At 66.6% G+C, this 19366-nt stretch carries 18 protein-coding genes and 1 pseudogene; 8 read left to right on the forward strand and 11 right to left on the reverse strand.

The genetic code is table 11. From position 1 onward, the window contains the following. The 5 genes and pseudogenes from JZ791_RS38755 to JZ791_RS38775 form a co-directional block, all read left to right on the forward strand. Window positions 1-329 (forward strand): annotated as a pseudogene (locus JZ791_RS38755) (hypothetical protein); the annotation flags it as partial. A 136-nt stretch (window positions 330-465) separates the two neighbouring features. Beyond that, window positions 466-1026 (forward strand): TerD family protein, encoded by a 561-nt coding sequence (locus tag JZ791_RS38760; RefSeq protein WP_216902085.1) that lies wholly within the window; start codon window positions 466-468, stop codon window positions 1024-1026. Between the two features lie 252 nt (window positions 1027-1278). Next, window positions 1279-1725, forward strand: coding sequence for an aggregation-promoting factor C-terminal-like domain-containing protein (locus JZ791_RS38765; RefSeq protein WP_254207112.1), 447 nt, complete (start codon window positions 1279-1281; stop codon window positions 1723-1725). Window positions 1726-1746: 21 nt separating this feature from the next. Continuing rightward, window positions 1747-3369, forward strand: a complete 1623-nt coding sequence (locus tag JZ791_RS38770; RefSeq protein WP_216902088.1) for a DUF885 domain-containing protein — start codon at window positions 1747-1749, stop codon at window positions 3367-3369. Between the two features lie 251 nt (window positions 3370-3620). Continuing rightward, a complete protein-coding gene (locus tag JZ791_RS38775) occupies window positions 3621-4841 on the forward strand; it encodes a DUF475 domain-containing protein (protein ID WP_216902090.1) in 1221 nt (406 codons plus the stop codon). A 41-nt stretch (window positions 4842-4882) separates the two neighbouring features. Here JZ791_RS38775 and JZ791_RS38780 read toward each other — a convergent pair whose 3' ends face one another. Next, window positions 4883-5392 carry a mycothiol transferase gene (locus tag JZ791_RS38780; protein ID WP_216902092.1) on the reverse strand — a complete coding sequence of 170 codons (510 nt, stop codon included), beginning with the start codon at window positions 5390-5392 and terminating at the stop codon, window positions 4883-4885. 138 nt (window positions 5393-5530) lie between these two features. Here JZ791_RS38780 and JZ791_RS38785 point away from each other — a divergent pair, with 138 nt between their 5' ends. Beyond that, a complete protein-coding gene (locus JZ791_RS38785) occupies window positions 5531-5878 on the forward strand; it encodes a DoxX family protein (protein ID WP_216902094.1) in 348 nt (115 codons plus the stop codon). 35 nt (window positions 5879-5913) lie between these two features. Next, window positions 5914-6576, forward strand: a complete 663-nt coding sequence (gene lipB, locus JZ791_RS38790) for a lipoyl(octanoyl) transferase LipB (RefSeq protein WP_254207113.1) — start codon at window positions 5914-5916, stop codon at window positions 6574-6576. Here the strand turns inward: lipB and JZ791_RS38795 are convergent. From JZ791_RS38795 to JZ791_RS38825, 7 genes are all read right to left on the reverse strand, one after another. Continuing rightward, window positions 6558-7406, reverse strand: coding sequence for an SAM-dependent methyltransferase (locus JZ791_RS38795; protein WP_216902109.1), 849 nt, complete (start codon window positions 7404-7406; stop codon window positions 6558-6560). The two genes, lipB and JZ791_RS38795, sit on opposite strands and share 19 nt — an antisense overlap. A 242-nt stretch (window positions 7407-7648) precedes the next feature. Next, window positions 7649-7942 carry a hypothetical protein gene (locus JZ791_RS38800; RefSeq protein WP_216902096.1) on the reverse strand — a complete coding sequence of 98 codons (294 nt, stop codon included), beginning with the start codon at window positions 7940-7942 and terminating at the stop codon, window positions 7649-7651. Window positions 7943-8193: 251 nt separating this feature from the next. After that, window positions 8194-9015 carry a YceI family protein gene (locus tag JZ791_RS38805; protein ID WP_216902098.1) on the reverse strand — a complete coding sequence of 274 codons (822 nt, stop codon included), beginning with the start codon at window positions 9013-9015 and terminating at the stop codon, window positions 8194-8196. Then, complete coding sequence (locus tag JZ791_RS38810) at window positions 9012-11609, reverse strand: MFS transporter (protein ID WP_216902100.1); 2598 nt, start codon at window positions 11607-11609, stop codon at window positions 9012-9014. Before JZ791_RS38810 ends, JZ791_RS38805 begins: the two co-directional genes overlap by 4 nt. 11 nt (window positions 11610-11620) lie before the next feature. Beyond that, the gene (locus JZ791_RS38815) at window positions 11621-12142 is read right to left on the reverse strand and encodes a MarR family winged helix-turn-helix transcriptional regulator (RefSeq protein WP_216902102.1); all 522 of its coding nucleotides are present in this window, start codon (window positions 12140-12142) and stop codon (window positions 11621-11623) included. 512 nt (window positions 12143-12654) lie between these two features. Continuing rightward, window positions 12655-12951: a hypothetical protein gene (locus tag JZ791_RS38820; RefSeq protein ID WP_216902104.1), complete on the reverse strand. Its 297-nt coding sequence runs from the start codon at window positions 12949-12951 to the stop codon at window positions 12655-12657. Between the two features lies 1 nt (window position 12952). Further along, on the reverse strand, window positions 12953-14572 hold the full coding sequence (locus JZ791_RS38825; RefSeq protein ID WP_254207114.1) for a hypothetical protein: 1620 nt from the start codon (window positions 14570-14572) through the stop codon (window positions 12953-12955). Between the two features lie 407 nt (window positions 14573-14979). Here JZ791_RS38825 and JZ791_RS38830 point away from each other — a divergent pair, with 407 nt between their 5' ends. Further along, window positions 14980-15462, forward strand: coding sequence for a cupin domain-containing protein (locus JZ791_RS38830; RefSeq protein WP_216902105.1), 483 nt, complete (start codon window positions 14980-14982; stop codon window positions 15460-15462). Between the two features lie 38 nt (window positions 15463-15500). Here JZ791_RS38830 and JZ791_RS38835 read toward each other — a convergent pair whose 3' ends face one another. From JZ791_RS38835 to JZ791_RS38845, 3 genes are all read right to left on the reverse strand, one after another. Next, window positions 15501-15764: a hypothetical protein gene (locus JZ791_RS38835; RefSeq protein WP_216902106.1), complete on the reverse strand. Its 264-nt coding sequence runs from the start codon at window positions 15762-15764 to the stop codon at window positions 15501-15503. Between the two features lie 237 nt (window positions 15765-16001). Beyond that, complete coding sequence (gene fadD32, locus JZ791_RS38840) at window positions 16002-17876, reverse strand: long-chain-fatty-acid--AMP ligase FadD32 (RefSeq protein WP_254207115.1); 1875 nt, start codon at window positions 17874-17876, stop codon at window positions 16002-16004. A gap of 101 nt (window positions 17877-17977) precedes the next feature. Beyond that, window positions 17978-19222, reverse strand: a complete 1245-nt coding sequence (locus JZ791_RS38845; RefSeq protein ID WP_216902107.1) for a KasA/KasB family beta-ketoacyl-ACP synthase — start codon at window positions 19220-19222, stop codon at window positions 17978-17980. Window positions 19223-19366: the final 144 nt, after the last annotated feature.

Here is a 19366-nt window from a genome sequence, read left to right on the forward strand (position 1 = left end):
CCCCGGCGCCCCACAATGGCGCGGTGCAGGAGTCCGCCGCCGATTCCGCCCCGACCCGGCGGCTGCGCAGAATGCCCGGCGCCGCACCGATCGACCGCCTCGTCGCCGCCGGTCTGTCCCCCACCGCGGCGCACGCCTTGATCGAACGGTTACGCGTGGACTGCGGCAGGATCGCCGACCACTACGCCGACGAACTCGCGCGCGGCTTGTCCGTTACCGCGCCCGCCACCGAACATTCGGGGCAGGGCGCCGACGCCGCCTGGCAGCTGATCACCCACGCCATCGCCGAGTTGGTAGGCAACGGTTTCACCCGCCCCACCGCAATATAGTCACAGCACAGCACCTCCTGGACGCTTGCCCACAGCCCCTCATCGAACAACGCGTCGCGCCGCGAGTCGACACTGGTCGAACCCGGGACAAAACCCCCTGCGTTGACATCTGCGGTGAGGCAAGGATATTTGGTTCATGCTCATACCGCTGCCCGTCGAGGGCGACACGCCGCGCGACCGCTTGGCCATGGGGCTCGGCTGGGATCCGCCCCGGTGGGGGATATTCCGCAGGCAGCGCCCGCACGATGTCGACCTGAACGCGAACGCCCTGCTGTTCGACGGTGTCGAGCTGGTGGACGTGGTCTACAGCGAGCAGCTCAGCGCCGCCGACGGTGCGGTGCGCCTGCAGGGGGACAATCTCACCGGCGACGGCACCGGCGACGACGAACTGCTCACGATCGAGCTGACCCGGCTGCCGGAACGGGTGACGGCGGTGCTGCTGCTCGTAACCTCCTATACGGGACAGACTTTCGACGATATCCGCAACGGTTTCTGCCGCCTGCTCGATACCCGGACCGGTACCGAGATCGTGCGCCACACGCTGCTGCGCGGTCCGCACACCGGCATGGTCATGGGGGTGATCGTGCGGGCGGCCGACGAGAGCGGGTGGCTCTACCGCGAAGTCGCCGCCGGAATCCAGGCGCGACATCCGGTCGAGGCGCTGCCGCATCTCACCGGATATCTGAGCCGCCCGTAGCCGGGCGGCGTTCAATACCGACCGGCCTGCTCCCTTTCTGTTGGCGTACAGGCGTTCAACTGTCTGCCGAAACCAGCAATCCTGCCGTCAACCTTTGGTAGCCTCGAATCAGGTTAGCTGCTCCCTTCCGCATACCGGTCCACTTGGTCGGTCAGTCGCTGTAAGGGGTTCGAAATGGCTATGCTGCAACCGATTCGACTCTCTCGGTACGTTCGTCCAATTCTAGTCGTCACCGCACTATCGGTGTGCGCGATGATGTTCTGCGGCCCGCCCGATGCGCTGGCCGATTGCCAGACCGACTGCTCCGCCGACGGCACGGACGTGTCCTCGATGCTGCCGTATCTCATCGACACGGGGTCGAGCTTCGTGAACACGGGGTCGAGCCTCGTCGGCACGGGCTCGAGCCTGGCCGGTGTCGCGCCCAGGACCATGGCCCGGTTCATCGTCCCGCCGTCGGAATATCCGTCCTTCGACCAGATCATCACGCACGAGAGCGGGTGGAACGTCTTCGCCGTCAACCCGACCTCGGGCGCGTACGGATTGGGCCAGGCGCTACCGCCCCAGAAAATGTCCAGTCACGGCTTCGATTGGCTATGGGATCCGCTCACGCAGATCCGCTGGGCCTACGACTACATGTGCCAGCGGTACGGCAGCCCGGACAGCGCATGGGCGTTCTGGCAGGTACACCACTGGTACTGACCGACTCGGTACCGTGGCGGGATGGGTGAGGATTTCGTACCGCGGGCCGAGCGCATCGTCGAGGCGATCCTGGAGGCCGACCCGATGACCGCCTACTACGTGGGAGATCATCGGGTCGACGACCAGCTGCCGGATCTCTCGGACTCCGCGACGCGGGAGCACATCGCGATGCTGCGCGAGGCCTCGCACGCCCTGGCCGAGGTCGACGACGACGGCCTCGGCGCGCAGGACCGGGTGGACAACGCACTACTGCTGCAGGAGCTGGACGGGCGGCTGTTCGCGCTCGAGGAGCTGCGCGAACGCGAGTGGAATCCCCTGGCCCACAATCCGGGACCACTGCTGCACGGGCTGCTGGCGCGGCCGTTCGCGCCGGCCGAGCAGCGCCTGGAACTGCTCACCGACCGGCTGGCGGCACTGCCCGACGCGCTGGCCACCGCCCGCGCGGTGCTGCGCGAATGCCCGAGGATCCACGTCGAGACCGCGATCGGGCAGTTCGGCGGCGTCGCCGCACTGATCCGTGAGCAGGCGCCCGAACTGGCCGCACAGGTGCCCGGCGCACGGATCGAGCCGGTCGCCGGCGCTGCGGTGGCAGCGCTGGGCGAGTTCACCGACTGGCTTACCGACCGGCTCGACGGCGCCCCGCACGACGCGCGATTGGGTCGCCGGCTGTGGGAGGCCAAACTGTGGCACACCCTGGACACCGAACTGGGCGCGGCCGAGCTGCTCGACCGCGCGCACCGCCACCTCGACCATCTGTCGACCGAAATCCGTTCGGCCGCAGGAGAATTTCTCGGCGTGCGCGAACCCGACGACGAGACCGTGCGGACCGCGCTGGACCGGCTGGCCGCCGACCGTCCAGGCAACGACACCGTCGTCGCGGTCGCCTCCGCAGCCCTGCGCGAGGCCGAAGACTTTGTGGCCCACCATGATCTGGTCACCCTCGTGGACGACACGTTGATCGTGCAGGAGATGCCCGAATTCGCTCGCGGTGTGGCCGTCGCGTACTGCGACCCTGTCGGGCCGCTCGAAACCGCGGACATGCCAACATTTTTCGCCATAGCCCCGACACCCGCAGACTGGTCCGCCGAGCGCACCGCCTCGTTCTATCGCGAATACAACGACTACATGATGCGCAATCTCACCGTCCACGAGGCGATGCCGGGCCACTACCTGCAACTCGCGCACTCCCGCCGCTTCCGCGGGTCGACGCCCGCGCGCGGGCTGTGCGAAAGCGGCACCTTCATCGAGGGCTGGGCGGTGTACACCGAGGAGTTGATGTCGGATCACGGATTCGGCGGCGTGGCCGTGCGGTTGCAGCGGCTCAAATCCCACCTGCGGATGACCATCAACACGATCCTGGACCAGGGTGTGCACTGCGACGGCATGACCGAGGTCGAGGCGATGGACCTGATGCTGCGGCGCGGCTTCCAGGAGGAGGGTGAGGCGGCGGGCAAGTGGCGTCGCGCCCAGCTCAGTTCGACCCAGTTGTCGACCTACTTCGTGGGCTACACCGAGGTCTCGGCGATCGCCGCGGCCCGTCCCGCGAACATCTCGCTGCGCGAGTGGCACGACCGGATGCTGTCGCACGGCTCCCCGGCCCCGCGTCACCTGGCGGCGCTGCTGTCCCCTTCAGGGCAGGACTGACCATGCCGCGCACCGGCCCTCGATCGGCGGTCTTCTCCAGGCTGGGAACCGGTCGACACCCCCGACCGCGCGGTAAACCTCGCATACCTCGCACCTGGGAAGATCAGGCGCAGACAACCGTTCAATTGTCGTCGGGGGCATTGAGCTGTCACAATCAGGCCAGGAGTTGATCGTCACGTAAGTGCGGCAATCCGTCGAATGAGCACGCCGCGGGCTCAGGGCAGGGCAGGGCTGACGAAAGGCGCGTCGTCATGTTTGTGCGAGTGTTCGCTCCCTCGTTCATCGTCGCAATCCTGGCACTGATCGTGGCATCGCTGTACGGCGGTGTGGACGGTCTGATACTCGCGGCGGTGCTCGGGGTGCTCGAGGTATCGCTGTCGTTCGACAACGCCGTGGTGAATGCGGCTGTCCTGGAACGGATGAGCCGGTTCTGGCAACGCATGTTCCTGTCCGTCGGCGTGGTGATCGCGGTGTTCGGGATGCGGCTGCTGTTCCCGCTGCTGGTGGTCGCCATCGGCGCGCACCTGGACCCGTTCCAGGCGCTGAACCTGGCGCTGCACCCGCCGGCCGGGGGTGCGCCCTACTTCATCGACGGCACGCCCAGCTACGAAACCCTGCTCAACCAGGCCAATCCCAAGATCGCCACCTTCGGCGGCATGTTTCTGCTGATGCTGTTCCTGAACTTCATCTGCACCGAACGCGAGACCACCTGGCTGAGTTGGCTGGAGCGCCCGATGGCGCGATTGGGCCGGTTCACCACGCTCCCGGTCGTGATATCTCTGATAGTGCTGGTCGCCGTCGCCGGCCTGGTGGCGCCCGACCGGGATGCGGATGTGGTGATGGTCGCCGGCGCACTGGGCATGGCGACCTATCTGATCGTCGACGGTCTGGGCGCGCACTTCGACCACCAGCACTCGAACGGTCCGTCCTCGGCCGCGATCGCCACCGGCCGCGCCGCCCTCTTCGGCTTTCTCTACCTGGAGGTGCTGGACGCCTCCTTCTCCTTCGACGGCGTGATCGGCTCGTTCGCCATCACCTCCGACCCGATCATCATCGCCCTGGGCCTGGGTCTGATCGGTGCGATGTTCGTCCGCTCGATCACCGTCTACATGGTGCGCAAGGGCACCCTAGGGGACTACGTGTACCTCGAGCACGGCGCGCACTGGGCCATCGGCACCCTCGCGGTTCTGCTCCTGTGGTCCACCGGCCACGCCATCAACGAGATCACCACGGGCCTGATCGGCGTGGCCATCATCGCGGTCGCCTTCCTCAGCAGCATCGTCTACAACTACCGCCAACGCCGCCGGGCCTTACGCGCGCACCGCGAACCCCGGGACACGACGGCCGATCCGGACGACACCACCCGCGAGGGCGATGGTGACGCGGCGCTGACCCTCCACGAGCAGAGGTCTCTCACGACTCACATCCACGCTCCCCACCCTGGCGCGCCGGACCCGCTGTCCGCCAACTGATTCGGCCGAACGCCCGCTCGGCCGAATCACCGTGGCGAACCCTACGACGTCCGCCCGAGCACACCCCGCAGATACATCGCCTGCCCGGCGTGCTGCAGATCATCGGAGATCACGCTCACCAGCCGCACCCCGAGCGTGACCGGCGGATCCCAGCGGGTGTCGACGATCCGGGCCAGGTCCGAGTCGGTCAGGCCCCGCACATACCGCAGCGTCTGCTCGTGCACCGCGTCGTAGTACCCGGTGAGCAGCTCGGCCGGGGCCTTGATCAGGGCCACATCGTCGGCGCCGTCGCCATATCCGGTGGCGCGCTTATCGATCGGCAGCGCGAACCTGTCGTACCAGCCCCGCGCGGTCCACACCTGCTCGACACCGGCCACCTCGGCCACGTGATCGTCCTGCACCCGGGTCAGATGCCAGACCAGCCAGGCGATCGAGTTGGCGCCCGGATCGACCCGGAACCCCAGCGCCTCGGCGTCCAGCCCGTCCACCGCCTCGTGCACGACCTCCCGCACCCGCTCGTACGCATCGGTCAACACATCTGCAACGGTCATAGCTCGCACTCCTTACATCCCCGGAACGAAAACCTGCCCTCGACCGTACTCACGCCCACCGACAGATGCGTGTCACATTCCCCGCGGACGAATCGTCATATCCACGACACTGTTTCTCCGCACAGACAGGCAAAGCCCATGAACGTCGCTTACCACGTCGTCGGCATCGTAGCGGCCCTGTGGATCGGCTTCTCGAGTTATTCGCTGTTCACTCGCAAGGCCTTCGTCACCGACTCGCTCGTCCAGTACGGGGTGCCGCAGTCGTGGTGGAGTTGGCTGGCGCTGGCCAAGGGGGCGGGCGCGATCGGATTGCTCATCGGATTCGCCGTCCCCGGACTCGGCGTGGCGGCGGCGATCGGGCTGATGCTGCACTTCCTCGGCGCGATCCTCACCACCCTGCGCGCACGGGCGTACACCCATGCCGCGTACCCCGCGTTGTATCTGGTACCGGCCGTGGCGGTCCTGGCGCTGCAATTAGCCCGCTGACCGGGTCCGATACCGCCCGGCGGTAGGCTCGAAACATGAAGTCCCGGCCGCTGGCACTGATCCGTGACGATCTCGTCGACTACGACAAGGCCATGGAGCGCATGGCCGAACTGGTCGAGCAGCGCCAGCGCGACGAGCGGCCCGACACGCTGTGGCTGCTGTCCCATCCGCAGGTGTACACCATCGGCCGCCGCACCCCCGTGGAGCATCTGCCCGATCCGGCCCGGCACATCCCGGTCGTGGAGACCAACCGCGGTGGCCAGCTGACGTATCACGGCCCGGGCCAGCTCGTCGGCTACCTGATCGTGAAACTGGCGGCGAACGAGGGTGTCGTGGACTACATCCGCGAGGTCGAATACCGCCTCATCGATGCGCTGGGCACCCTCGGCATCTCCGCCGAGCGCCGCGACACCCCACCGGGATCCGAGCTGCTGACCGGCGTGTGGACAGCGGCGACGGGTCGCAAGATCGTCTCCATCGGCATGCGTCAGAGCCGCGGCATCACCAGCCACGGCTTCGCCCTCAACGTCGACGGCGACCTCGAGCCCTGGCACTGGGCCGTGGCCTGCGGCCTGCACGACGTCGACATGACCTCCGCGCGGCGGGAGGCAGGCGCGGCGACGATGGACCAGGTCCGCCCGATCATCGCGGCCGCGTTCGAGGCGCGGGACCAATCCGTTCAGGACTTGACGGCGTAGACGCAGCGTTCGAGGTCGGAGACCGTACCGGTGCGTCCGGCCGGTTCCAGGTAGCGCTCGGTGTATTCGCGGACGCCGGCCTGTTCGGTCTCCTGCCAGCCGTATTCGGCCAGCAGCGGCCCGACATCGGCGGGGTTCAGGCCGAAGCGCCAGAGGCGATCGGGGGCGACGAAGCGCCGGTATGTGCGGGGCGAGTCGTAATCCTTTGTGCCGTCCAGGAAATCCTTGCGAACATAGGTGAATCCGAGCCGGCTGCCCGGCGCGGCCCCGGACAGGTGGCCCAGCGTGGTACGAACAGCGGATTCGGTCAGGTACTGGGTGACCCCCTCCCAGATGAACAGCGTCTTGTCCGCGGCGCGGTAACCGGCCGCCGCGAGCGTGGCGCTCAGATCACCGGCCTCGAAGTCGATCGGGACTAGGGTCACGTGCCGCGGCACCGGCATCCGCTTGCGCTTGGCCTCGATGTTGACCGGCATGTCCACCTCGAAGTCCGGGATGCCGCGCGGTGCGACCAAACGGTAACCGCGCGTATCGAATCCGGCGCCGAGCAGCACCACCGCCGCGACGCCGTCGGCGAGCGCCTCGGCCGTCCGGTCGTCGAGATAACGCTTGCGGCAGGCGATCGCGTTCCACAGCCCGGGCGCCTCGCGATCGGTCATGGCCATAAGCCACCGTCGCAGGAGCGACGGCCGGACCATCCACCCCATCACCGGGGGCAACATCGCGGCGGCGAGATCGTCGGTGACCAGCCGCTGCCCCTCGGGCATCCACCACTCACCGGCGGCGATGACGATGGGTCCGTATGCCGTGCCCGACGCCTTGTCCGCCATGCGATGCCTTTCGCGTTCGCCGAATATCCGGCCAGTATCGTCCACCCCGAACCCTCCCGCAGCCGCCCTTACGGAAACGACACAGGCCGACCGGTCTCACACCTTCTCGTACTGTCGAACTCCTCTGTGGGCCGGGCTCTCCCACCGGACCGGGGAGGGCTTCGGCGGAATGAAGTGAGCCCGGCGTCGCGCTTCACGTGCGGCGCCGGGCCCAGCCATGTTCGGACGAGCCGCGCCGGATACTAGGCGGCGCTACCGCTCGGCGGGTACGGCTGTGGATATGGCGGCCGCGGGTTTCCCGGATGGCAAGCCGGACGCCACCATTCGTGATGGACCTGGCAGTGCCAGTAGTACCAGCCGCCGTAATCGACGGGCACGATGGCGGGTCCGGACGCGACCTCGGCGGCAGGCTGCGGCGCCGGATCCGCCATCGCCGCGGACGCGGTGACCACCGGCGCGGCGAGGACGGCGGCCGCCACCATCACTCGCCCGGCCGCCCGCACCATCGGCGAGCCGGTACGCGAAGACCTTCTCACAATTCCTCCAACTGCTCGAATTACCTTGTGTAGCAGGCGAAGCCGCGAGCATTACAGGGGCATGCTCGCAACCCGCACCATCATGGAATCGCACGAGCCGCTGAGAATGAAGACAAGCACGCCCATCTTCAGCCGATCATCAGTGTCTCCCCCTTCAGCGCAATGCCGTCACCGAGCACAGCGGTGCGGAAATGACAAAAAGGGCCGCCCCGATCCCTCACCGAATCGGGGCGGCCCTCGCGACGAGCCGACTACATCTGCGGCAACTGCTCGCCTTGTACCAGCTCGATATCGAGATCGATCTTCACCGCGGTGCCGACGGCGGCGATGCCGGCGCGCACCATGGCGTTGTAGTCGATCGCGAAATCATTGCGGTGCAACTGGATTTCGCCGTGGAATGCCGCGCGCACACCGCCCCACGGGTCGGGGCCGAAGCCGCCGTAGGTGACATCCAGCTCGATCGGGCGGACCTGACCATGCAGGTGCAGCTCGCCCGGCATCACCAGCGTGTCACCGCCGGTGCGACGGAACCCGCTGCCGCTGAACGAGATCACCGGATACGTCTCGACGTCCAGGAAATCCGCCGAACGCAAGTGGTCGTCGCGCATGCCGATGCCGGTATCGATGCTCGCGGCCTTGATCTCGGCATAACCCGTCGACTTGTCCAGGCTTTCGGAGATGTTCAGCCGCCCGCTCACCTCGGCGAAGCGAGCCTTGATGCTCGCGATGCCCAGATGCCGCGCGGTCGCGATGACCGTGGAGTGCACCGGATCGATGGTCCAGGGCCCCGGCGGCGGGATCGGGTTGGAACCCGCCTCGGACGCCAGGACTACATCCCCGAGACGGCCCGATCCATCGGCGCCGACCCGGGCCACCTGTGCCACGGGCGCGAACCCGGGCGCGGTGATGATCGCGGTGCACACACCCGCGGGCAGCGGCTCGGTGTTCGCGACACCGGTCGCGTCGACGACCGCCCGGGCGAGCTGCCGCCCGGTCAGATCGGTCACCGTCAGTACCGCATCCGGTACCGGCCAGCCCTCGATCGTGTGAATTCGTGCCGTCAAGCCACTCATAGCTGGTTAGCCGCCTCCTCGTATCCCAGGCGCACGTCGTGGCTGATCTGTCCACCCTCGACGGTAACCTGGCTGGTCACCGGCGGGTAGCCGCTGGCGACCACGGTGTAGTCGCCCTCGGGCAGATCGGACACCACGTACTGACCGTCTTCGTCCGTGCGGGTGCTGGCGACCGGGGTGCCGCCCGCATCCAAAACCGTGACCTGCGCATCGGGCACCGCGCGGCCGTGGGCCCACGCCGCACCGGACAGCACCGTCATCGGTGAGAGCTCGACGTCGTGCCGCAGCAGCCCGCTCTCGGGCACGCTCAGCGTGAGCGCCGCCGGGCGCATGTGATCGGCGACCGCGACCAGGGTGTAGATCCCGGACACCACGCCGTGGCAGGTGTACAGACCATCCTGGGCGGTGACCGCCGCCCCGACGACCTCGCCACGCATATCGGTGAGCGTGATCGTCGCGGCCGGGATCGGCTCGCCGCGGCCGGCCGTGCGCACCACACCGGACAGCTCACCCGAGCCCACCAGCGACACGTCCAGCGACTGCGGCCGCTCGCCGACGGTGACGTTCACCGCCGCGGGCTGGTGCCCGCCCGCCGAGACGATCAGCACGTAGCTGCCGGCCGTCGGCGCACCGATGGTGTACCCGCCGTCGGAGTCGCCGGTCGCCCGCGAGACCTGGTGTCCACGCGTGTCGATCAGCGTGAGCGCGACACCGGCCACCGGCCGTCCGTCCTCGCGTCTGACCCGGCCCCCGATCGTGCGAGCCCCGCCGTTGGACGAGGTGATTCCCGCCGATGAGCTCATGATGGCCATCTGTGATACCGCCGTTCCATTCGTTTGCGCCGCGTGACCGTTGCCGTTGCGTTCGATCACGGCATGCCTGCCCGCGACCGCACCGGCCAGCACCGGCTCTGGTTCGCTGAGCACCTGCGCGGCGCCCTCCCAGACCTGACTTTCCTCCCACGTGTCGATGGGCACGTCGACCGGCGCACCCTCCACCGCCGCGTTCTGCATGGCGGCGGCCGGATCCTGCAGCGGGATCTCCTTCATGAACAGCAACACGATGCAGGCCAGCAGCGCGACCCCGGCGGCGGAGTAGAACACCCCGTGCAGGGAGTTGGTGAAGCCGATCAGGATCGGATCCTTCACCATGGCCGGCAGGTTGGCGATGCCGCTGGTGTTGCTCTGGATATCGCCCAGCTTGGAGGCGGCGAATCCGGCCGGCAGATGTCCGCCGAAGGCGTCCATGATCTTGTGCGGCAGCAGGTTGAACAGGATGGTCAGGAAGACCGCGACGCCCAGGGTGCCGCCCATCTGCCGGAAGAAGGTCGCCGACGCGGTCGACACGCCCATATCACTGCGCGGTCCAGCGTTCTGCGCCGCGATGATCAGAGTCTGCATACAGCCACCGAGGCCGAAGCCGACGATGGCACTGAACACCAGCGGCTCCCAGATCGAGGTGTCGTAGTGCACCGTGCTGTACAGCACCATGCCGATCGCCACGAAGAAGGTGCCCACCACCGGCAGGTATTTGTAGCGGCCGGTATGCCGGGTGATCTGGCCGGATATGAGCGAGCCGACCATCAGACCCAGGACCATGGGCAGCATCAACAGACCCGCCTTGGTCGGTGAGTAGCCGCGCACCACCTGCCAGTACAGCGGGATCATGCTCATACCGCCGAACATCGCGATACCGACGATGGCACCACCCGCGATGACGATGCTGAACGTCGAGTTCTTGAACAGCCGCAACGGGATCAGCGCCGCATCGCTCATCAGGTATTCGATGAAGATGAACAGGATCAGCCCGATGGCGCCGATGGCGTAGCAGATGATGGACTTGTTGACGCCCCAGCCCCAGGTGCGGCCCTGTTCGGCGACGATCAGCAGTGGCACCACGCATATCGTCAATGCCACCGCGCCCCACCAGTCGACCTTGTGATTCTGCCGTTGATGTGGCGTGTTGAGCACTCGGGCCACCACGCCCAGCGCGATGATGCCGATCGGCACGTTCACCAGGAACACCCAGCGCCATCCGGAGATGCCGCCCAGGTGGTCGTAGCCGGAGAACCAGCCGCCGAGCACCGGCCCGGCCACCGTCGAGATGCCGAACACCATCATGAAGTAGCCCTGATACCGGACTCGTTCACGCGGCGGCACGATATCGCCGATGATGGTCATCGCCAGCGACATCAGACCGCCGGCGCCCAGGCCCTGGAAGGCGCGGAAGCCCGCCAGTTCGTACATCGAGGTGGAGAACGTACACGCCGCCGAGCCGATGACGAAGATCGTGATCGCGGCGAGGAAGAAGGGTTTGCGCCCGTAGATGTCGGCGAGCTTGCCGTACAGCGGGGTGCTGATCGTAGCGGTGATCAGGTAGGCGGTGGTGGCCCATGCCTGCTGGTCGAATCCGTGCAGATCATTGGCGATCCGCACGATCGCCACGCTCACGATGTTCTGATCGAGTGCGGCCAGGAACATACCCAGTAGCAGACCCGACAGAATTGTCAGGATCTGCCGGTGCGACAGCTGTGGCCGCGCACCTGCATCCAGAACCGGCGCTGCCGCCGGTGCCTGGGTGGTCGAAGTCGTCATTTGTCTAAGCCCTATTTCGATTCGGCGGTACACAGGGTCGGGGTCGTCTCGATCTCGGCATTGAGCCGGTCGAGCAGGGCGATCAGGGCAGAGCGGTCCGGTTCGGACCAGTCGGCCAGAATGCCCGCCAACCAGAGATTGCGTTGGCGGCGGGTTTCCTCGAACACCCGCACTCCGTCCTCGGTGGCGGCGAGAACGCAGGCACGGCCGTCGACGGGATCCGCCCGGCGCTCGACCATGCCATGTGCCACAAGAGATCTGGTTTGCCTGCTGATCGTGGAGGTTTCGGCGTGGAGAAGTTCGGCCACCTTGCCTGTTCGCTGTGGGCCGTCATGGACCAGGCAGAACAGCACTGCGAAGGCGAGCTTGTCGAGCCCATCGGGACCCTGCTTGGCCAGCTGCGTCTTCGACCGACTCATTGCCCGCATGAACCGGATCAGCTGGGCACCGAGACGATCGGCGTCGTCCTCGGTGCTCGAACCATCGGACGCCGCGGCGACGGTGCGCGCGGGTTCGAGGCCGACTGAGGTCATGGGGATTCACCTTCTCCCGTTCAACAGACTTTGGTTAGCGCATACAACTAGTTGTCATTGCCAACTATACATACGCCCAGGCACCCCAGCGCAAATCATTTCCGTCACACACCACCACCTTTCCCCTGACCTGCTCGAATGGCGCCCCAGACATCCCACGGACGGGGAGAATCCATCGTTCACGCACCTCATCGGCCATGCCTATGGCATCAATGACCTCGCCCGCAGCGATCGACAACAGTCATTCGGCGACACAGAATCCCCGGATGAACGTTCGACCAACACGAAACGGTTGCGATTCTGGTCAGTTGCCCACTCCAGTGGTCGAACGCCACGGCGCACGGATGTAATCCCGGACACAGCCCGCCCGGGATCCAGTAGACACCCGTTCGATATCCCAGCGCACGTGCGTAGCCCTGCCATTCCGCTGTCCCCGGCCGGTCATCCCCTGGAATGGGAGCAGGTCCGGCCGGTGACACGAGGAGACCATGATCACACGGTACGGACCCCGTCTATCGTGCGGCGATCTCCCGTGCGGCCTCGCTGACGAATCGGCGAACCAGGGCGAAGGGCAGCGGCCGGTCGGTGAACGCGGTGACGGCGAATTCGCCGTCGGCGTCGGCGGTGAAGATTTCCAGCACGATTCCGCGCCCGGGTGCGGGGCCCACATCTTCGAGTTCCCAGCCCGAGCCGTTGCCGTCGTCGGTCACCCTCCACACGACGTAGACACGGCCGCCGTATTCCCAGCGCAGCGGTGGCGCCACTTCCGCTTCAGAGCTTTCCCCGAAGGGCACAGCGGGATCGGACATCTCAGTCCGGGTCCTTCACATCATCCACCGCATTATTATCCGGCTGAGGATCACTCGCCACAAGATCGTCTGCCGCGCGGCGGCTCCTGGCGCGACCGTTGTTCTGGGCTCCCGAGGCCCGGAAGTACAGCACCTGGTCTCCGTAATCCGCCAACGGGCGATCCTGACCAGCCTGGCGAATTCCGCTGGCGGGCAGGTTGGTCAGCTTGGAGAACATCGCGGTATTGCCGAAGGACGCGCGGACCTGCGTCTCCGAGGCGTAGTCCGCGCCATAGTCGGCCAGGGCGCCGAAGTCCAACGGGGCCAGCGGCTTGTCCAGCGCGGGCTGACCCGCGGGTCGCCCCAGCGCGGCGTACTGGGTGGCCACTCCGTCGGCGTACCAGCACAATTCGTAGGCCATATGCTCGAAGGTGTTCACCGAGATCACCGGCCAGCGCTGCGACAGCCGCAGGGCCAGCGGACTCTCACCGCACGGGGTGAGTTCCGAGCACAGGCTCGCCACCGTGATCCAACTGCCGCCGGCGCGCTGCACCAGGACGACGTCGTCACCGAGGATCCCGCTGACATTCAGCTCGGGATCACGGATATGCCAATGGGTTTCGTGTACCCCCTGGAAGGAGACGCTGCTCGGGACCTGCTCGGCCCCATCGACGGCATAGGCGGCGATGACGGCCTCGCGCACCAGCGCCATCGCGTCGGGGCTCGAGCAGCGCACACCGATCGCGCCGAACGAAGTGGCGATCTCCACCGGCTTGGAGGGCAGGTCCGGAAGCGCACCGGCGGCCAGTGGTTTGAGCCCGACCAGGCCCAGCTTCCAGTTGATCTCCTCGATCGTGGACAGGTCACCCGCGGTTTGATACAGGATCTGCTGCTGGGTCAGGTAACCCGCGCGCTCGAGCGTCTGGCATTCCAATTTGTTCAGCGCGGCAATGGTTTTGCCGGTGAAGTCCAGATCGGAGATGCGCATCTCGCGCAGCCGCGTGGTCATCTGCGCTGTGGTCCAGGTCGAGTACCGCTCGCGGTACATCGCGAGCGCCTGCTTGCGCGGGCGGCCGATCATCAGCGTGCGCAGCAGCATGTTCAGGCTGGCCAGATAGCGACTGGCCTGATCCGGAGCGGCCCCGAACAGACCCGCCCGGATGCGCACCGCCTCGGTGCTGGCCTCGACGGCCGTATCGGGATCCAGGCGGCACAGCCACACCCCACACTTGGACAACCCGTCGGCACAGACCCCTGCCGCAGCCGGATAGCGCTGTGCCACATGGTGATACGCGTCGCATGCCTGGCGGATGGTGGAGGTGGCCAGTTCGCGATGGCCGATGGTACGGGCGGCCTCCTCGAACAGCCGCAGCGCCTCGGTCACCTGTCCGGCGAACTGCGCGGTGACATGTCCGCGGGTCATCCAGCGCAGACGGATCAGCACCGCCTCCTGCGCCGGTTCCAGCGCGGCCGCGGACCGATCGCGGCCTTCTTTCTTGGTGGCGATCAAGGCGCGAGCGGCATCGCACAGCGAATCGGCCAGCCGCAGTTCAGCCTCGGGCGTGCGCTCGTGTGTGGCGGCCCGCCTGTACTCGGCCACTTGGCGCTCGATGGTGCTCAGCTCCATCGAAGTCCCAGCCATTCCAGCCATCCCAACTCCCGCAAACCCTTCCGCACACGGTCGTCGAGCGGCCGCATCATGCCGGTCCAAAGTCTGCCACAGATCGCCCATCGACATGGGCCGGACGGCGTCCGGACATCGGGCGGACATGTGCTGCGCAGGGCATCGCCGCCGAATCGCACGATGCACGACAGATCGATCCCCCTGGATGTGTCCCACAGACGCCAAACACGTGCGCACAGCGAGCACAGCGCGCACAATCGAGACAGATACGGCAGTGTGTCCGCGACCACACGGTCGACGATCCGCCTGTACGCCGCCCATGTCATCGCAGCGTAGCGAAATCAGACCTTTCTTCCTCGGTTCCGTGCGGCGCCCGGACGCCTCGCCTCCCATGTCGAGCGCGCCGTATCCGAGAGGAGTCGAGAATGACATACGTCGGCATCGGTGGTGGTGTCCGCAGACCGTGGAGCCAGCCGGAATACAAGTGCGGCGGTGGCGCGGTGGCGCAGATCGTCGAACAGGTGCTGTCCGAACGAGAAAGCTCGGGCCAACTGTCCGTCGTGCGCGCGACCATCAGTCCACAGGACGCGCCACCGCTGCACAGCCACACACACGAGGACGAGTTCTGGATCGTCCTGTACGGACGGGTGCGGTTCTGGATCGGCGGCGAGGCCCTGCGCGAATGCGAGGTCTCCGAGGCGGCACGGGGAGCGTTCGTCTACGCACCCCGGGGCGTCGCGCACACCTTCCAAACCATCACCGCGCACAGCGAGATCATCCTGGGCGCAACCCCCGGCACACTCGAGGGCTACTTCCAAACCGATACGGGCCGAGACGATCCCGACATACTGTCGCGCTACGGCTGCCACATCCTGGCTCCCCCGCCGATCTGGGGTGACTGGAACTGAGGAGTAGCGGACCGGCGGAGTGCGCGGGGTAGGCGAATTCAGCCGGTCGGCTCGCTCGGGCGCGCGTCGCGCCGCGGCACGCGACGCAGGAAGAATCTCCCCTCGGGATGACTCCGCGAGCTGTCGGGTACCAGATGCCCGGCGTTGACCAACGTCTCGTAGGCGGCTCGCTTGTGTCGGCAATCCTCCGTCGAACATCCGGCGTGCACCTGCATCACCCGGTGCGCGCGCTCCAGCGACAACGGCCGATTGGGTGCCGAATGCGACGTCACCGCAACAAGATCCGCGATCGAGTACTCCACGACAAGCCCCCTTGTCCGTAGAACACAACCGAATACCACATGCCTGACGAAGTTCACTCCCTGGCGTAACCCAACCGTAGCCGGACTCGGTCGCGCCACGCGAGGACAACCACCGGACAACTCCGTGCCCGCCGGACGGCCGGATGTCCTTGCCGATCCTGTTGTGTTGCCGACGGGAATCCACCCTGCCCGAGCGGATTCCCGTCGGCAACACGCGGAAACGATGAAATCCGAGCCTTATTCCTGCTCGGCGTCGGGGAATTCCTGCTGGCGATGCCCGCCGCGCAGCCTCCCCTCGAGATATGCCGCCTTACACCTGCGCCGCGCGATCTTCCCGCTGGACGTGCGCGGAATCGACCCCGCCGGGACCAGCAGCAGATCCCGCACGGCCACCCCGTGGCGCTGCGCGATTTCCGCGCGCACCGCCTCGGCGATCGGCTCGGGATCCAGTTTCGCCGCGCCCGTGCCCCGTTCGGCGACGATGACCAACTGTTCGGAGCCGGCGGACACGCCGGTGTCCAGCATCGCCTGCGGGATCTCGTTGGGCGTCAACGAGAATGCCGCGACGAACCCGGGCCGCAGCGCACTCGAGGCCTCCTGCGCGGAGAGCTCGAGATCCTGCGGATAGTGGTTGCGGCCGTCCACGATCACCAGGTCCTTGACCCGGCCGATGATGTACAGCTCCTTCTCGAAATAGGCGCCGAAATCACCGGTACGCATCCAATCCGCTTCCGGCGCAGTGCCTTCGGCGTGACTGTCCGGCCGCCGGGAGGTGAGGCGGTTACGGAAGGTGTCCTCGCTCTCCTTGTCCCGGCCCCAGTACCCGATACCCATATTGTTGCCGTGCAACCAGATCTCGCCGACCTCGCCGTCGGGCAGTTCGTCGCCGGTCTCGGGATCGACGATCACCGCCCACTGCGACAGCGCCACATGTCCGCAGGACACCTGCGCCACCGCGTTGTCCGCGTTCTGATCCACCGCAACCATGTGCCCGGCATTGAGTGCGGCGCGGTCCACGTACACGACCTTGGCCTCGTCCTCGCGTTTGGTCGCCGAGACGAACAGCGTCGCCTCCGCCATGCCGTAGCAGGGCTTCATCGCGGTCTTGGGCAGGCCGTACGGGGTGAACGCCTCGTTGAACTTCTGCATCGAAGTCACCGATACCGGCTCGCTGCCGTTGATCAGACCGATCACATTGGACAGGTCCAGATCCTCGCCCGGCTTGGGCAGACCGCGCACGGCCGCGTGCTCGTACGCGAAATTCGGTGCGGCGGCATATGTCGACGCGCCGTCCGAGATCGCGGCCAGCTCCTTGATCCAGCGATACGGCCGCCGCACGAACGCGCTGGGCGACATGATCGTGATGAACTTGCCGCCGATCGCCGGCAGGATCACACACAGCAGGCCCATATCGTGGAACATCGGCAACCACGTGACCCCGCGCGCGTTCCAGCCGATGCCGATCGAGTCGATCATCTGCAGCAGGTTGGTTCCCACTGCGCGATGGGTGATCTCGACACCGGCGGGCACACGCGTGGAACCCGAGGTGTACTGCAGGTAGGCGACGCTGTCGATGCTGATGTCCGGGCGCACCCAGCTCTCACCGACGCTGTCCGGGATCGCGTCCACCGCGATGATGCGGGGGCGCTGCGACGCGGGCAGGTCCCGGAAGATCTCGCGCACCCGGGCCGCGGTCGAACCCGCGGTCAGGATCGCCGCGGGCCGGCAGTCGCCCAGGATCGCACGCACACGATCGTTGTGGCCCAGCTCCTCCGGATCGAACAGCGGCACACCGATATTGCCCGCGTACACCGCGGCGAACATCGCCACGACATAGTCCAGCCCCTGCGGGGCCAGGATCGCCACCCGGTCCATCGGCTTGGTCACCTGCTGTAGCCGCGCGGCCACCGCACGCAGGCGCACACCGAACTGACGCCAGGTCAGCTCTAGATACTCGCCGTCACGCTCGCGCGAGTAGTCGATGTAGCGATAAGCGAGCTCGTCCCCGTTCGCCGCGGTATGCATGTCGACGAAGTCGAGCATGGTCGAATCGCCGCGAATCTTGATATTGCCCTGTTCATCCAGATAGTCATCAAAGGTCTCGCCGATCATTCCCTATCCTTTTTCACGCGCGCCACCGTGGACGCGCGATGACACCGAACAAAGATCGACACCGGAGCCCGAACAGTAGCAGGCACGCCGGGCGTGCTCGCTCAGTATCGGCCGAATGCCAGCGAGACGTTGTGTCCGCCGAAGCCGAACGAGTTCTTGATCGCGTAGTCGATGGTGCCGGTGCGGGCCTGTCCGGTCACGACATCCAGGTCGATCTCCGGATCCTTGTTGTCGAGATTGAGCGTCGGCGGCACGATGCCGTCGCGGATGCTGAGCACCGTGAGCACCGCCTCGAGCGCGCCGACCGCGCCGATCGAATGCCCCAGCGCAGACTTGGGAGCATAGACCGACGGATGGTTCCCGATCGCGGCATTGATCGCCAGTGCCTCGGATGTGTCGCCGATCGGCGTGGCCGTGGCGTGCGCATTCACATGCGTCACATCGTCTTTCGACAGGCCCGCGGTCTCGATGGCCCGCTTGATGGCGCGCGCCGCGCCCTTGCCCTCGAGATCGGGCGCCACCAGATGGAATCCGTCGGAGGTGACGCCGGCGCCCAGCAGGCGCGCGTGGATGGTGGCGCCGCGGGCCTTGGCGTGCTCCTCGGTCTCCAGCACCATCATCGCGCCGGCCTCGCCGAAGACGAACCCGTCACGGTCCTTGTCGAACGGGCGCGAGGCGCGTTTGGGGTCGTCGTTGCGCATGCTCATGGCGCGCATCATGCTGAACGCGGCGATCGGGACCGCCTGGATGGAGCCCTCGACGCCGCCGGTGACGACCATGTCCGCATCGCCCATGACGATCATCTTCCAGGCGTTGGCGATCGCCTCTGAACCGGACGAACAGGCCGAAACAACCGTTGTGACACCGGCTTTGGCGCCGATCTCCAGGCTGATGACCGCGGCGGAGCCGTTCGGCATGATCTGCTGGATGGCCAGCGGCTTGACCTTGCGGTACCCGCCGCGTTGCAACTTGTTGGTCATGTCGATGTAGATCTCCGCGCCACCCATGCCGGTACCCATCGACACTCCGAGCCGATTCGGGTCGACCCGGGGATTTCCCGCGTTGCGCCACACCTCGCGGCCCAGCACCAGCGCCATCCGTTCGACATAGGACAGCCGGCGAATCTCTTCGACCGAGAGAGAATCGTCCGGTTTCACTTTCAAATGCCCGCCGATGCGCACCGGAAGTTCGAACTGGTCGACGAATTCGTCGTCCAGCACATCGATACCGCTCTCGCCGTTGAGCAACCCCTTCCAGGTGGAGTCCACATCACCGGCGATCGATGTGGTCGCCGCCAAGCTGGTGACGACCACGCTCGGAAAACGCTTACTGTTCACACTCTGCATGCTCGGCTCACTTTCGATGGCAATCATGTAGCGAATACACCCGGTGAGGGACTTTTGCGGTACCGATCATGGCTCGCGGGCCAGCCTACTCGGCGTGGCACCGGGCAGCAGACCAGTTCAGCAGGAGTACGGTCCTCTTTAACG

This window comes from Nocardia alni, assembly GCF_019038435.1.
GTDB classification, from domain to species: Bacteria; Actinomycetota; Actinomycetes; order Mycobacteriales; family Mycobacteriaceae; genus Nocardia; species Nocardia alni.